Here is a 15502-nt window from a genome sequence, read left to right as displayed (position 1 = left end):
GAATCCGAAACTAGTTCCGCGGAGTCCAGTCATTTTTCGTCTTATCCCAGCCTCATTTCGCGCAACCCCAATCAACTCTCGCGGAAATCGATTCTTCTCTTGCAGAATCCAGCGTATTTTTCACGGAATTGCCCTACGATGAAAAAACCGGCTGGCATAACGCCAACCGGTTTTCATGGATTTACATATTTTATATGGATCGTTGGTTGCCAAAATTGCTTAAAACAGCATATGCGCAACCAGTACGATGATTGGCAATGTCACAATGGTACGCTGCAGGAAGATGATGAACAGTTCCCCGAATGAAACAGGGATTTTTGATCCAAGCAATAATCCGCCGACTTCTGACATGTAAATCAGCTGGGTTACGGAAACAGCCGCAACAATGAACCTTGTCATCGGGCTGGCGATATCGGCTCCGATAACGGAAGGAAGGAACATGTCTGCAAAGCCGACTACCAGTGTTTCGGATGCAGCCTTCGCTTCTGGAACCTGCATCAACTCAAGCAACGGAATGAAGGGTATTCCCAGCCATTGGAATACTGGAGTGTACTCCGCAACGATCAATGCCAGGGTTCCAAGCGCCATGACGATTGGTGCAACACCCATCCACATATCAAGGATATTGCGGACACCGGCAAGAAAGAAATCCTTGAGACTTTTATTGCTGCCTGCTTTTTCGACAGCCTGGGCCATCCCCCAGGAGAATGGTGTGTAGCCTTCTGGGATGTTTTCTTCTGAGTAGTCATTGTTCTGCTCGACGAAATACGTATCCTGCTTTCTGGATAGGGGCGGAATTCGCGGAAGCAGGATCGCAGCAACGACTCCGGCACCTGTCACCGTAAGATAGAATGGGACGAACATGTGGGCCAGGTCAACCTGGGAAATGACAACAAGGCTGAATGTGATGGAGACAACAGAGAATGTCGTTCCGATGATTGCCGCTTCTCTTTTGGTGTAATAGCCTTCTTCATATTGCTTGCTTGTCAGCAGGACACCGATCGTGCCGTCGCCAAGCCAGGATGTCAGACAGTCAATCGAAGAGCGGCCAGGCAATTTAAAAATCGGACGCATCACTTTTGTCAGCAATGTTCCAAATAACTCGAGCAAACCAAAGTTCAGGAGCAATGGAAGGAACAAGCCAGCAAACAGGAAGACAGCGAACAGGATTGGCAAAAGGTCATTGAGCAGCAGTCCGCCTGTATTTGGCGACCAAACGGCTTCGGGCCCTAATTTGAATAAGGTCATAATCGCAAAAATCGCGCCTAAGATACGTGCAGCAAGCCAGATCGCCGGAACATCGAATAATGCTTTTAGAAAATGATTGCGATTCAGGATTTCCGGCCTGATAGTTTTTATTAAAACTGTACCGATTAATGTCAATACTATGATGACAGTCATGATCGCCGGCAGCGTGCCGCCAAGCAATTCCTGGACCCAACCTGACAATACCGCGATTGGGATTGTGATTTTCCCTTGATAGGAGATCGGTACCATGAAAAAGAATATTCCTATTAAAGAGGGGATGATGAATGCTAATAAATCCCCTATTGATCTCTGTTTACGCAATGGTTTTTCCAAAATTCAATTCACCCTTAATACATATTTATAAACCAAAAATTATTTTAATTCATAACCCCTGATTTGCCAACCCTTTTCTCAGTCCAATTCCTTCCTGTGTTATATTCTCCTAAAGTTATCAAGCTAAACTGCAAATACGCACCTATTTTGTCAAATTCAATATTTTACAGAAGGAATCCTTCCATCAACGAGGAATTTCTAATAGAACTATTACCTTATTTTCATAGAAGAAAAGCGAATGAATGTAATCAAGTTTTGAAGAAAAGTTTATCAGCAGCCCAGGGATTGATATAGAAGAGCATGTGGAAGTGCAGGATGGGGAAGAGGTTATTTATCAAACGTTTTTAATGGAATAAAGAAAGGGAGTACCTTCATTCGGGCACTCCCTTTATCATTATTTAATATAAACCCTTGTTTCAAAAGGCTTGAGCGTGAACTTTGCCGCAGGTCCATGCTCTTCCACTTGATAATTGTTGAGCAAAAGCTTGCTTGTTTCAAGCGGGAATCCGTCGAATTCGAAGCTTGCCGGTTCACCGGATAGATTTGAAATCACAATCGCCTGCTTGTCATCCAATGTCCGCGTATATGCATAGATCTGGTCATGTTCTTCCAGCACCAAATCGTATGTGCCGTAAGTGAACACTTCATGGGCCTTCTTCATCTGAATCATTTTTTTGTAAAAATGAAGGATGGAATCTGGGTCCTTGAGTTGTGATTCAACATTGATCGTGGTGTAATTCGAGTTCATGCCCAGCCATGGATTTCCTGATGTGAACCCGGCATTTTCAGCATCGGACCATTGCATAGGTGTCCTTGAGTTGTCACGGCTAGTTGCCCAGATGAAATCCATGATTTCTTCATGAGAGACTCCGTTTTCGCGGCGAATATTATACAGGTTTTTGATGGCAACATCATCATAATCATCTATGGAAGGGAACTGGACATTCGTCATGCCAATTTCCTGTCCCTGATAGATGAATGGTGTACCCTGCATCAGGAAGTACATTGCCGCAAGCGCTGTCGCACTTTCGCGCCAGTACTCCTTGTCATCTCCCCAGGTCGAAACGATTCGCGCCTTATCATGGTTTTCAATGAATAACGCATTCCAGCCGTGGCCTTCAAGGCCTTTTTGCCAGCGGGTAAATGTATCCTTCAATTTTGCCAGATCCAATGCTTTCTTCTCAGAGTCCCACAGATCAAGGTGTTCAAATTGGAAGACCATATTGAACTTGCCCTGTTCCTCGCCGACCCAGAGATCCGCTTCCTCGATGCTTACGCCATTTGCTTCGCCAACTGTCATGATATCGTATTTAGAGAAGGTCTCCTGTTTCAGCTCCTCAAGGAAGGTCTGGATTCCATCGACATTCATATGCTTGTCAAAGGAAGACACATATTGAAGCCCTTCAGGGTTTGGCATATCCTTCAGGCCTTCTTCCTTTTTGATATGGCTGATCGCGTCCACACGGAAACCATCGATTCCCTTATCAAGCCACCAGTTGATCATATCGTACAATGCTGTGCGGACCTCTTTGTTTTCCCAGTTCAAGTCCGGCTGTTTGCGAGAGAAGATGTGCAGGAAGTACTGATCTGTTGTCTCATCATATTCCCAGGCAGATCCGCCAAAAATGCTCTCCCAGTTGTTCGGCTCGGCGCCATCCTTGCCGTCACGCCATATATACCAGTCGCGCTTGGGGCTGTCTTTGGATTCACGGGATTCGATGAACCATTGATGCTCATCGCTCGTATGGTTGATGACAAGGTCAATGATCAGCTTCATGCCGCGCTTGTGCGTCTCAGCAAGCAGTTTGTCAAAGTCCTCCATTGTCCCGAATTCGTCCATGATATCCTGGTAATCGCTGATATCATACCCATTATCGTCATTAGGGGACTTGTACATCGGGCAAATCCAGATGACATCAATCCCTAAATCTTTTAAATAATCAAGCTTTGAAATCATTCCTTGCAAATCGCCGATGCCGTCGCCGTTGGAATCCATGAAGCTCCTTGGATATACCTGATAGGCAACAGCCTCTTTCCACCATGTATGTTTCAATGTGAACCCTCATTTCTTTGTTTAATCCTGATGTAACCTGTAATTTCATAGGGCTCTTTTCTCAAACTTCGTTGCTATTGCCTACATAATAGGATTGAATTATCTAAGATTATTTACACAATTAAAGCTTATGCTGAGAAAAGAGCTTCAAACTTAGTACCGACATACAAAATGGCTATTATCACGTTGAAATCGGCTTTAGGATTTTAACAACAATCTTTACGAAAACAGCATTCATATTAATCATTTTGCACTGCCAGTAGCCTACTTATTAATTGCACTGCAAGATTTTCGCTCAATCATTTTTGCCGGGATTGTGACTCTCTTAGGCAAGGCGTGCGGATTCTTGATGAGATCGATTAGACAGTGAGCCGCTTCGAATCCCAGCTGGAAAATCTCGATATTGACTGAGGTCAGCTGCGGTTTCATATGCTCTGCCAGCGGTACGTCATTGAAGCTGACAATCGAGATATCATCCGGAACCGAGATATTCAATTCTTCCGAGTAACTCATCAATTCAATCGCTGTAAAATCGTCCGCTACTACAAGGGCAGTAGGGGGCTCATGAGAAGAAAGGAATGACTGGATGCCTTCTTTCCCCTCGGATTTCAAGCAATGTTCATGGATGATATATTCCTTTTCAAAAGGAATGTTCGCTTCCTCAAGAGCCTGTTTGAAGCCTTCTAGCCGGTCGATCGTGAAAACATATTCGGTATTGACACCGATAAACGCGATCCTTTTATGGCCAAGGCCGATGAGATAGTCTGTCACTTGCCTGGTGATATAGATATTATCATTATCAACATAGGTAATTCGCTCGGCATTCTTGCTCGGACGGCCGATGACGGTAAAAGGAAATTTTTGATCCAGCAGATATTTCATGATCTTGTCGTCTGTCTTCGAGTACAGAAGGATGATTCCGTCAACCCTGCGCCCCTGTACCATCGAAACGACCTGCTGATAGATTTCCTCATCTGTAATGCCGGTTGTTAAATAGACCCCGAATTGGTGTTCATGGGCTTTCATGCTGATTCCCCTGATGACTTCAGGGAAAAAGGGATTCTGCAATGCCTGGGTAGCCGAATTTGGCATGACGATCCCGATCGTTTCTGTACTTTTTCCCACGAGACTGCGTGCCTGGTAATTAGGATGATACCCCAGTTCATCCATCACCTTTCGCACACGTTTCTTTGTTTCGTCATTGATGTGAGGATGATCCCCAATCACGCGGGAAACGGTGGAAGGTGACACACCGGCTGCTCTGGCTACATCTTTGATTGTGACTGCCATTGATCGTCTCTCCTATAGTATCGATTATTTTACTGAGCCTTCTGAAACTCCCTTGATGATTTGTTTTTGCAGGAAGAAGTAGATGATGATGACCGGGATGATCGCGATCGTCAATCCTGCGAGCGCCAGATGCCATTGCTTCGTATATTCCCCAAAGAAGAAGAACATCTTTAGCGGTATTGTTTCCATTCCCTGCTGGTTGATGACAAGAGAAGGAAGCAGGTAGTCATTCCAGATCCAGATGATGTTCAAAATTGCCACAGTAACGGAAACAGGCTTTAACATCGGGAAAATGATGTACCAGAAAATCTGGAACCGGTTCGCTCCGTCAATCGTCGCCGCTTCATCAAGCGATTTTGAAATCCCGCTCAATGTTCCATGATAAAGGAAAATCGACAGGCTCGCGCCAAAACCAAGGTACATGAAAACCAGGCCGGCTCTGTTCAGCATCTCGAGCTTTCCGAAAATGGATACAAGCGGGATCATGACCGATTGGAATGGAATCAGCATCGCCGCAACGAACAGCATGAAGATGATTCCGCTCGTTTTTCCGCCCCGTCTTGACAGGGCATATGCAGCCATCGAGGAGAAAATGATGATCACCGCAACGGCGAGCACAGTAATCAGAACAGAGTTAAAGAATGTCTTAATAAAATCAAGGCGCTCAAATGCAACCGTATAGTTCTCGAATGTAAAAACATCCGGGAGCTTTAAAGTATCTTCGAACATTTCTCTTTTCGTTTTAAAAGAGTTAACGATCATCAAATAAAACGGGGAAAGCCAGACCAGCGCAAGGATGATGCCGAGAACTTCAAGAATGATGCGGCTTTGCTTCTTCTTTTTCATTACATCTCGACCTCCCGTTTCTTATTGATATACACCTGTGTCAACGAAATGGCCGCGACGATCAGGAAGAAGATGACAGCCTTTGCCTGTGCGAAAGCCATGGCGTTTTCGACGAACGCCGTCTTGAAAATCTCCATTGCGACCATCTGGGTGGAGTTGTATGGACCTCCGCCAGTAAGCGACAGGTTCTGGTCATATAGCTTGAAAGAGTTGGACAGTGTCAGGAACAAGCTGACCGTGAATGCCGGCATGACCAGCGGGAACGTGACATGGTAAAAGCGCTGGAAGCTGTTCGCACCGTCAATTTCAGCTGCTTCTAGCAATTCCTGCGGCACGCCTTCAAGGAATGAGATATAGATGACCATGATGTAACCGGCCATTTGCCAGCTCATCAAAATTGCCATTGCCCAGAAGCCAGTCGTTTCAGTCGACAGCCAGCCCTGGAGGCCTTCCACGCCGATGAGCTCACCAATGCTGGCGAAGACCTTTGTGAAAATGAACTGCCAGATGAATCCAAGGATCAATCCGCCGATCAGGTTCGGCATGAAGAAAATCGTTCTCAGGATATTGTTTGTCCTGAATTTCTGTGTGACCAGCAATGCCAGGGAGAGGCCAAAAAAGTTGATCAGGAACACTGAAACGACAGTGAATTTTGTAGTGAACCACAGGGCCTCCCTGAATTCTTCTTCAGCCCAAAGTGCTTTATAGTGTTCTAGACCTACAAAAGATGGGGTCTTAATCCCATTCCAGTCTGTAAATGAATAATAAACGCCGTAAGCCAGCGGCAGAAGAACCACCACAGCCAGAGCAAGCAAAGCTGGAGCAAGAAAAAGCCAGTACCAAAGATTCCGGTTGCGCATCTGTAAATCCTCCTATTCTTAATGATGTAATAATCTAATTTAATAAATGATGCTCCTGTAACGCTGCAGAAGAATTATGAAAAAACCGGCAGCAGGGCTTTTTCATAATTCCGCAAAAATCAGCGGCGGAGCGAAAGCTTCTCAGAAAAAAGATAGGAAACAAAACAGCCGCGGCCGTTCTGTTTCCTTCTCTGATGAAAAGCTATTATTTACGAGCGTCTGCCCAAGCTTTGGAAGACTCTTTAACTAGTTCATCCCAGCTCATTTCACCGCTTACGTACTTCTGGATGTTAACGCCAAGCTTTTCTTGTCCCCATCCAGTTGGGTAACCCATGAATGTCCAAGCCAAAGTCTTGCCAGCTGAAGAGTATTCATAGATTTCTTTTGCAAGAGGGTCAGAGATCTTGCTAGCGTCATAACCTTCATATGCAGGAATGAATTTGAAGTCTTCGATGACGGCAGTCTTACCTTCTTCAGAAGTGTACAACCAGTCTAAGAATTCCTTAGCTGCTGCTACTTCTTTGTCGTCCTTGTTGCTGTTTACAGCCCAGTACATTGGCACGCCTACAGGGATTGAGTCTTCTTTATAGCCTTCAACAGGGATAGGAAGGATGCCTACGCCGCTGTTAGCAAGCTCTTCGTCGATTCCAGCGATAGAACCAGATACCCAGTTACCCTGCTGGATGATTGCTGCTTTGCCAGTTGAGAATAGTTCTTCAACCTGCTTAGCATAGTCAAGGCTTACAGTAGGCTGGTCAGAATATTTGTTTTGCAGGTCAAGAATCTTCTTGAATGCATCACCGTGTTTAAAAGTAACTTCCTTGGATTCGAAAGCGTTGATTACATTCTGGTCGAATTCAGGTGCAAGGAACACGTTTGAAAGGTGAAGTCCTGTTACCCAAGTTTCTTTTGCAGGAAGAGCGAAAACAGATGTAAGGCCAAGGTCCTTCTTCTTGCTGTCAAGTGTCTTAACCGCTTCTTCTAGAGCACTGTAGCTTGTGATGCTCTTAGGGTCGATTCCTGCTTTTTCGAAAATGCCTTTATTATAGATGAAGCCATAGCCTTCCTGGTTGTATGGAAGTCCAAGTACTTTGTCATCTTTCGTTACGCCTTCAAGAGTTCCGCTTAGAGCAGCTTTTGCCGCTTTTGTATCAGAAAGGTCAGCAAGCTTATCTTGCCAGTCTGCAACGTCCTGCGGTCCGCCAACGTTGTAGATTGTAGGCTCATTGCCTGAAGCGAACTTGGACTTAAGTGCTGCACCGTAATCTTCGCCGCCGCCAACAGTTGTAATGTTGATGTCTACGTCCTTGTGTGCATCTTCATAAGCTTTTGCAAGGTCTTCGAATTGATCCTTGAATTCTACCTTGAATTGGAAAATGTCAACGGTAACCTGGTCGCCGCCGCCATCTCCTGATTTTTTCGCATCATCGTCTGATGAACATCCTGCCAGACCGCCGCCAACTAGAAGCCCAAGAGAAAGAACTGCTGGAAATAGCTTTTTTGCTTTCATTGCTGAGATACCCCCAAATATTTTGTTTTTTTGCATGCAATACATGCGTTCTGAAAGCGTTTGCATATTTTTGCATAGATTCTAGAAGATATTGATAATATACAACACCTTTAAAACGCTTACATATAAGGGTTAAAAGGCCTGTGAACATTGCTGTTACTGGACTTTTCGCCAAAAATTGAATAATGCTATCCTCATATGCAAACGATTGCAGCTTGTGGCTACATAATAGCATATGATTTTCACGATGACAATATGAAAGTTTCAGAGAATTTAAGCTGGCAAAAAAGTTTGATTACAGCGGTTAAAACAATAGCATGATGTATATACACGTATTATTTGCTTGTGGCGGGTTTGAAGGTCTATCATGGATGATAATACTGAAAAATAAGAGCAGAAGGTGAAGACATGATTAAGTGCATAGCAACTGATATGGATGGAACATTATTGACGGCGACCCAGGAGATTACACCTGAAAACCGCGAAGCAATTTTAAAAGCGAAGGAGCAGGGGGTCGAGGTAGTGGTCGCGACCGGGCGATCTTACCAGGAGGCAAGATTCGTGGTGGAGGAAGCCGGACTTAAGCTGCCGATGATCTGTGTGAATGGTGCCGAGGTTCGTTCGGTAGCAGGCGAGGTTGTTGCCTCCAATCCGCTGGACAAGGCTAAGGCCCGCCAGGCTGCACTGCGTCTAGTGGAAAACGGTGTCTATTTCGAGGTGTATACAAACAAAGGCACATTCACGGAGGACGAAGATAAAGCGGTCTCGATCATCGTCGATATTTTTTCAACAGCCAATCCAGAAGTGCCAATCGAACAGATTGCTGCGGCGGCTGAGGAAAGGATGCATAAAGGACTGATTACAAAGATTGATCAATATGACCAGTTATTCGAGGATGACCAATACGAAATATACAAATTTCTGGCTTTTTCGCTCGATGATGCCAAGCTTGATGCTGCCAGGTCTGGTTTGAAGGAAATTGCCGGATTAGCAGTCAGTTCATCCGGGCGGGAGAATATCGAAATCACAAGCCTTGATGCCCAAAAAGGCATCGCCCTGGAAAAATTCGTTCAATCAAGGGGAATCAGCCTCGAAGAAACGATGGCCCTCGGAGATAATTTCAATGATGTGTCGATGCTTGAAAAAGTCGGGAAGCCAGTTGCAATGGGCAATGCAGCACAAGAAATCAAAGTCTTATGCGGCGAAGTCACAATGACGAATGAAGAGAGCGGTGTAGGAAAGGCGATTATGCAGGTGCTGGCAGACTGATTTAAGAAAGGATTGGTGTCATGAAAAGAATCTTGTATGTTTTGCTGGCGATGCTGATGGTTTTATCAGGATGTACTGGCAGTGACGAAGAAACACAACCTGCCGGTGAAATCAGTGAAAATCAAGCGGACGAGGAAGCGGCGGCCAGAGTTGGCGAGCTTGAGGTTGTCGCGGAAAATCTCCAAGTGCCGTGGTCAATCAACAAAGTCGATGAAACATTTTACTTAAGTGAGCGTCCCGGTTCGATTGTGAAAATCGATAGCGGCGGCACGACAAGGCAAAAGGTTTCTTTGAAAAAAGAGTTGTCCCAGGCTGCTGAAGCAGGCTTGCTTGGCTTCGTCCTTGCGCCGAATTTCGAGCAATCCAATAAGGCATTTGCATACTACACATACGAGAATGGCACCGGCCAGTACAATCGCATTGTCGAATTAACTTTGAAAAACGATGAATGGACGGAAGGGAAGTTGCTGCTCGATCATATCCCTAGTGGCCGCTTCCATCATGGAGGAAGGCTGAAAATCGGGCCGGATGGAAAATTATATGCCACAGCAGGGGATGCTGCAACAAACCCGGAAATTGCCCAGGATTTAACTTCGCTCCGCGGAAAAATCCTGCGGATGAACCTTGATGGGTCTGTTCCTGCAGATAATCCGTTCGAAGATTCCTTTGTATACAGCTACGGCCACCGCAATCCGCAGGGCATCGCCTGGTCAAAGGATGGTACCATGTATGCCAGCGAGCACGGACCATCCGCCCACGATGAAATCAATCGGATTGAAGCAGGGAAAAACTACGGCTGGCCAGAAATTACCGGCGACGCTACAAAGCAGGGCATGGAAACCCCCATTTTCCAGTCTGGCAGCGGTACATGGGCACCATCTGGCATGGCGGCGCATAATGGCAAGCTATACGTCGCAACATTAAGAGGCAATGCACTCCGTGAAGTCGATCCAGCTGCAAAAACGACGAAAGAAGTCGTCACCGGAGTCGGCCGGATCAGGGATGTATTGGCGGATGGGGAGTATCTGTATTTCGTCAGCAACAATACAGATGGCCGCGGCACCCCGAGTGAGGGCGATGATAAGCTATATCGCGTAAAACTTGATGAATTGCGTTAAAATTGTTCACAAGAAGCACTTAAAATGGTGCTTCTTTTCTTTTTTGGGGAGGATGGAGAGTTTTAACTTCCTATTATAAAGGAGCTAACCAATTTATTGGCGAAGTTCGAGTTTTATTGGCGAAATTCACCCTTTTATTGGCGAAAAAAGTTTTTTATTGGCGATTTTCACTGGTTTATTGGCGAAAATCAAAATTTATTGGCGAACTGGAAATTTTCTTTGATTTTTTCCAATTCAAAAAAACCGGGCACCACGCCCGGTTTAATTCTTACTATTCGGTCCTGCCAATCCATGCATGATGAACTGGATCGTCCGTTCTGTTTCTGCTTCATCATCCCACTCTGCTTCAGGAAGGATCATATAGCGTGCGATCAAATAACCGAAGATGGAGGAAAACACCATTCTAAATACGCTGTATGCAGGAATTTCAATGATTTGGCCTTTTGCCTGATAATACTCTACGAGCTTAATGAATCGTTCATAGATCCTCAATCCGATATGCTCCTTGAAAAGCTCCTTCAATTCAGGATGGAACGGAATTTCCTGCACCAGAATTTTCACAGTGGGAAGGTTCTTGATCAGGAAGTCCCGGCGGTTTTCTAGCATCGCCTTAAGGAAATCTTCAACATGCTCATAGTCCTGGTCCAGGACTTTCTTTAAATCTTTTATGATAAAAGGCGCCACGAACTTTGCCATCACTGGAGCGACAATCGCGAGCAGCAAATCCTTTTTCGTTTTATAATGCCTGAAGATCGTTCCTTCCGCTACGCCTGCCTTTTTGGCTATTTCGCTGGTTGATGTAGCGGAAAATCCTTTTTCGGAGAAGGATTCAATCGCGGAAATAATGATTTTCTTCTGCTTATCCGTCAGCTCTTCTCCATCCATCAACTCGTCAATCTTAAATTCATGATCGATCATCGGTAACTCCTTTCACCACGGTCTATACTGCACGGTGTTTCCGCAGTGCTAAAATATTCAGGAACATGAATAAAGCGGAAAACCCGGCAAGCATCAATAAATTGCCGTAGATGGCATCCCAGCCATATCCTCTCACCATAATATCACGCAAAGCTTCAGCAGCATAATAGAGCGGCGTGATCGGTCCGAGCCAGCTGAGCCAATCGGAGATCGTCTCCAGATTGATCAGCCCGGAGAAGAAAAATTGCGGCACGATGATGATCGGGATGAACTGGATCATTTGGAACTCATTATTCGCAAACGCTGACAGCAGTGTCCCGAGTGTCAAGGCCGTCATAGAAAGCATCAGCGTAATCAGCAGCACATAGATAAACGAACCTTCCATTAGCATTCCAAGGATATAAATCGCATACCAGGCGATCAAGGTAGCCTGCAGCAAGGTGAACAGCCCGAATCCAAGAATATAGCCGACAACGATTTCCCACTTTCTCAAAGGACTCGACAGTAATTTTTCAAGCGTGCCGCTCGTTCTCTCCCGCAAAAATGAAATCCCGGAAATGATAAATACAAAGAAGAAGGCGAAGAATCCAAGCAATACAGGCCCAAAATAATCAAATTGCCCCATATCCTCCGATCCGTGAAGGTATTCGGCGTTCAATTCAGGACTCCCTTGTGATGGAAAAATCTGTTTCGCCGCCTGTTTAAACCACTTCATAAAAGCGCCGTTAACGGATGGGTCGCTTCCTTCAAGCACGACTTTATCCACCATTGGACCTTCAAATACAACATACCCGTCAAGAGAATGGTCGAGGGCGGCTTTCTTTGCGGTTTTTTCAGAGTCATATTCTGTCATTTTGACATCTTTTAAATCCAGTTTGTTGATGATTGTTTCCGGGGCATTGACCAAACCGACCTTTGGAATATAGTTTTCCCCATTAAAGACAAGGTGGAGCATCGTCAAGATCAAAAGAGGAGCAACGAGCATCATTGCAAGCGTCCTTTTATCCCTCATAAATTGCCGGATGATCCTGATTGCCAGAGCTCTAATTCGCATGTTGGACACCTCCGTATGCTAAAAATGCTTCTTCGACGCTGGCTGAACCGGTCTTTTCCTTCAACTCGGCAGGAGTGCCGACAGCAATCAGCCTTCCGTCACGAATCAGTCCCAGCCTGTCGCACTTCTCTGCTTCATCCATGACATGTGTTGTGACAATCAGCGTTTTGCCGCTGTTTTTCAAATCATAAAATCCCGACCAAATGCTCTGACGGAGTACAGGATCGATGCCGACTGTCGGCTCATCGAGAATCAGCAGCTCAGGCTCGTGAAGCAATGCAGCAGCTAGGGACAGGCGTCGCTTCATGCCGCCAGAATAATTGGTTACCAGTTTGTTAAGGTGTTGGGAGAGGTCTACCAGCTCCATCACTTCGAGGATTCGCTTTTTTCGCTGCGCGCCTTTCAGACCAAATAGGGAAGCGAAAAATTCAAGGTTTTCCCTGGCGGACAATTCAGTATAAAGTGCGTCAGATTGCGCCATGTAGCCGATTCTCTCAATCAATGCCAATGACGGCATTTTTTCGCCGAAAAGATAGTTTTCGCCCTCGGTTGGTGTTTCCAGTCCGACAAGCTGCCTGACAAGAGTGGTTTTCCCGGCACCCGAGGGGCCCAGCAGGCCAAAGATTTCCCCGCTCTCAATCTCAAGATTGAGATTTTTTAATACTTCATGAGTACCGTAGCGTTTACTTACATTTTTTACCGAAACAATCATTTGATTTCACCTTCCTTTTTAAAAGTGAGTAATCACTCACTAAAATCATAACGCATTCGCAAGAATTTGTATAGTGAGTAATCACTCACAAATTCGTTTACAATCCGACAATTACGTTAAAAGCTTTTGATGATATGCTATTATATGAAATAGAAGAAACTGAAAATTTTAAAAATGGGGGAAGTGATTCCTTGTTCCTGAAAAAGAAGAGATGGGTTCTGATCCTTGCTCCGGTCCTGTTAATCTCCGGACTTTACTTCTATGATGCGAACCTTGATGTGTATACCAGCAAAACAAACGGGGTCCTGGTCTTTAAGGATCAAGAATTCCATACCGGCTATGAAACGTATCAGAAGTTTTATCATAATGGGGAACGTAATTTTGAAATTGACAGGCTGATCGGCAAGACAAACAACAGCAAGTTCCTTGGCTTCAAGGAATCAGTATGGAAAATCAAAGGAGAGCCTGCCGAGGAAGTAGTATTCGTGAAAGGCTTGATGATTGAAGGAGTTTATGAAAGAAAATGAAAAATCCACCTGTAACAGGTGGATTAAAATTTATAGGTCCAAAAGCGTTCATTATTCAGCCATGCCATCGTTTGCGGGTCTTTCTCTTTCAGCTTTTCAGCCATATTCGCAAGCATCAGCTCAGTTTGCGAGCGGTGGGCGCGAATGGCATCCAGCTTGATGTCGGCAACGGCACTGATATTATGGACGATATCTGGTTCGCCTAGTTCTTCAACACAGTTACGCGAGAATGCTACGCAATGCAGTTTTGGACGGTCTGCTTCAGGCATTTTTTCGACTGCGCGCACCACTGCTGCACCTGTTGCCTCGTGGTCGGGGTGGACGGAGTAGCCAGGGTAGAATGTGATGACGAGTGAAGGGTTCAATTCAGCAATCAGTGAGGACATCAGGTTTGTGAGCATATTTTCATCCTCGAATTCAACCGTCTTGTCACGGAATCCAAGTTTCCGTAAATCGTTGATTCCCATAGCCCGTGCGGCGTTATCTAACTCTTGCTCACGGATTGCAGGAAGGGTTTCCCTGTTTGCGAATGGCGGATTTCCCATATTTCGTCCCATCTGTCCAAGTGTCAAACAGGCATATGTGACAGGCGTCCCCATATTGACATGGGATGCAATTGTTCCTGAAACACCAAATGCCTCATCATCAGGATGAGGGAACACGACAAGTACCTGCCTTTCTTTTTCCATCGTACGATCTCTCCTTTCTGTACACTATTTATTCGAACGGCGTTTCGCTTATTTCAAGGGCAACGGCTAACTTTCCAGTAAAATCATGGCCTGCAAGCAGCAGCCTGCCTTTATCATCAATCTCAAAATGAGTGATTCCTTCTGCGTAAACCCAGCCGAAGGGGATCTTTAAACCAGCCCGATATGGACCTTCACCAGTAATCTTCGCGCGTTCATAAGTGACCTTTGCGTTTCGGATATATGCGCCTGATGAAAAGAACGATTCATCGTTATGTGAAGCGTATGCCCCATTTGTTGTTTCCAAATGAATATAGACTTCTTTGTCTTTAAAACCGTCCAACGCTTCCTGGACATCTGACAAAATCACCGGATCCATCCTTATTCCTCCTTCCCGGATTTCGATGTTTTCAATTTATAATAGCCGAAGTGACAGCCTTCTATGTGAAAAATGAATGATTCGCCTGTTGGTCTGCCAACAAGTTTTTGCGGCTTTGTCCTTCTGCTTTTGATTGAATCAATCTTTTTAAAATCGATTATATCTATATTACTAAAAAATCTTTCTGAAAGCGAAATGTACGCTCGGAGGTTTTTACAGTAAGTGTTTAATCAGGAAGCCAAATGGAAATAGTGAAGGAAAAAGGAGGGAGCATATGGAGCACGCAAAAGCATTGCTGATTAAAGCCATCATGACATTTGCCATCCTGCTTCTGTTTTTGGGCAGTTATGCAGGGATAGGGGATATCTTGATAATCACCCTTGTCCTTGGAGCTATATCATACTTGGCAGGAGATTTGTTTATCCTCCCCAAAACTAGCAATCTGACAGCTTCACTTGCAGATTTTGCATTGTCGTTTCTCGTAATATGGGGACTGGGGCTGATGTTGTTTGAACAGACTAATGGCTTGATTGGAGCATCACTTTTTGCAGCTGCCTTAATCGCGTCTGGTGAATGGTTTTTCCATAGTTATATGGCAGATCGGGTTCTCCATATCAACCGGAAAATATAAATGGAAAAATAGTTCGGAGAATAGCTGTTAGAAACTAGGAGGTAGCTAAGTCAAGCCCATTATTCTGT

The 15502-nt window shown here is 45.1% G+C and carries 15 protein-coding genes; 4 read left to right on the top strand and 11 right to left on the bottom strand.

The genetic code is table 11. The annotated features are described in order from the left end of the window. Positions 1–219 precede the first annotated feature (219 nt). The 6 genes from J7E38_RS14645 to J7E38_RS14620 form a co-directional block, all read right to left on the bottom strand. Entirely contained in the window at positions 220–1581 is a 1362-nt protein-coding gene (locus J7E38_RS14645) for a YjiH family protein (protein WP_214705218.1), read from the bottom strand. Between the two features lie 394 nt (positions 1582–1975). Next, positions 1976–3634 carry a glycoside hydrolase family 13 protein gene (locus tag J7E38_RS14640; protein WP_214705217.1) on the bottom strand — a complete coding sequence of 553 codons (1659 nt, stop codon included), beginning with the start codon at positions 3632–3634 and terminating at the stop codon, positions 1976–1978. A gap of 264 nt (positions 3635–3898) precedes the next feature. Next, entirely contained in the window at positions 3899–4924 is a 1026-nt protein-coding gene (locus J7E38_RS14635) for a LacI family DNA-binding transcriptional regulator (RefSeq protein ID WP_214705216.1), read from the bottom strand. A 24-nt stretch (positions 4925–4948) separates the two neighbouring features. After that, positions 4949–5770 (bottom strand): carbohydrate ABC transporter permease, encoded by an 822-nt coding sequence (locus J7E38_RS14630; protein ID WP_214705215.1) that lies wholly within the window; start codon positions 5768–5770, stop codon positions 4949–4951. Continuing rightward, positions 5770–6630, bottom strand: a complete 861-nt coding sequence (locus tag J7E38_RS14625; protein ID WP_214705214.1) for a carbohydrate ABC transporter permease — start codon at positions 6628–6630, stop codon at positions 5770–5772. The genes J7E38_RS14630 and J7E38_RS14625 overlap by 1 nt, the downstream gene beginning before the upstream one ends. Before the next feature lie 205 nt (positions 6631–6835). Next, complete coding sequence (locus tag J7E38_RS14620; protein ID WP_214705213.1) at positions 6836–8140, bottom strand: ABC transporter substrate-binding protein; 1305 nt, start codon at positions 8138–8140, stop codon at positions 6836–6838. A 408-nt stretch (positions 8141–8548) separates the two neighbouring features. Here J7E38_RS14620 and J7E38_RS14615 point away from each other — a divergent pair, with 408 nt between their 5' ends. After that, a complete protein-coding gene (locus tag J7E38_RS14615; RefSeq protein ID WP_214705212.1) occupies positions 8549–9409 on the top strand; it encodes a Cof-type HAD-IIB family hydrolase in 861 nt (286 codons plus the stop codon). A 20-nt stretch (positions 9410–9429) separates the two neighbouring features. Further along, positions 9430–10527, top strand: a complete 1098-nt coding sequence (locus J7E38_RS14610) for a PQQ-dependent sugar dehydrogenase (protein ID WP_214705211.1) — start codon at positions 9430–9432, stop codon at positions 10525–10527. A gap of 261 nt (positions 10528–10788) precedes the next feature. Here J7E38_RS14610 and J7E38_RS14605 read toward each other — a convergent pair whose 3' ends face one another. Genes J7E38_RS14605 through J7E38_RS14595 form a run of 3 tightly spaced genes read right to left on the bottom strand, consistent with a single transcriptional unit; the run spans position 10789 to position 13211 of the window. Further along, a complete protein-coding gene (locus J7E38_RS14605; protein WP_214705210.1) occupies positions 10789–11445 on the bottom strand; it encodes a TetR/AcrR family transcriptional regulator in 657 nt (218 codons plus the stop codon). A 22-nt stretch (positions 11446–11467) separates the two neighbouring features. After that, on the bottom strand, positions 11468–12499 hold the full coding sequence (locus J7E38_RS14600) for an ABC transporter permease (RefSeq protein ID WP_214705209.1): 1032 nt from the start codon (positions 12497–12499) through the stop codon (positions 11468–11470). Continuing rightward, positions 12489–13211, bottom strand: coding sequence for an ABC transporter ATP-binding protein (locus J7E38_RS14595; RefSeq protein ID WP_214705208.1), 723 nt, complete (start codon positions 13209–13211; stop codon positions 12489–12491). Before J7E38_RS14595 ends, J7E38_RS14600 begins: the two co-directional genes overlap by 11 nt. 191 nt (positions 13212–13402) lie before the next feature. Between J7E38_RS14595 and J7E38_RS14590 the strand changes: the two genes are divergently transcribed. Then, a complete protein-coding gene (locus tag J7E38_RS14590; protein WP_214705207.1) occupies positions 13403–13738 on the top strand; it encodes a hypothetical protein in 336 nt (111 codons plus the stop codon). Positions 13739–13761: 23 nt separating this feature from the next. Here the strand turns inward: J7E38_RS14590 and bshB2 are convergent, their stop codons facing one another. Beyond that, positions 13762–14427 carry a bacillithiol biosynthesis deacetylase BshB2 gene (gene bshB2 / locus J7E38_RS14585; RefSeq protein ID WP_214705206.1) on the bottom strand — a complete coding sequence of 222 codons (666 nt, stop codon included), beginning with the start codon at positions 14425–14427 and terminating at the stop codon, positions 13762–13764. 28 nt (positions 14428–14455) lie between these two features. Next, entirely contained in the window at positions 14456–14803 is a 348-nt protein-coding gene (locus tag J7E38_RS14580; protein ID WP_214705205.1) for a YojF family protein, read from the bottom strand. Between the two features lie 274 nt (positions 14804–15077). Here J7E38_RS14580 and J7E38_RS14575 point away from each other — a divergent pair, with 274 nt between their 5' ends. Continuing rightward, positions 15078–15434, top strand: coding sequence for a DUF2512 family protein (locus J7E38_RS14575; RefSeq protein ID WP_214705204.1), 357 nt, complete (start codon positions 15078–15080; stop codon positions 15432–15434). Positions 15435–15502: the final 68 nt, after the last annotated feature.

Source organism: Bacillus sp. ISL-35 (assembly GCF_018613355.1).
Taxonomy (GTDB): domain Bacteria; phylum Bacillota; class Bacilli; order Bacillales; family Cytobacillaceae; genus Mesobacillus.
Note: the sequence above shows the minus strand (reverse complement) of the source record. Positions and strands in the feature narration are given on the sequence as shown.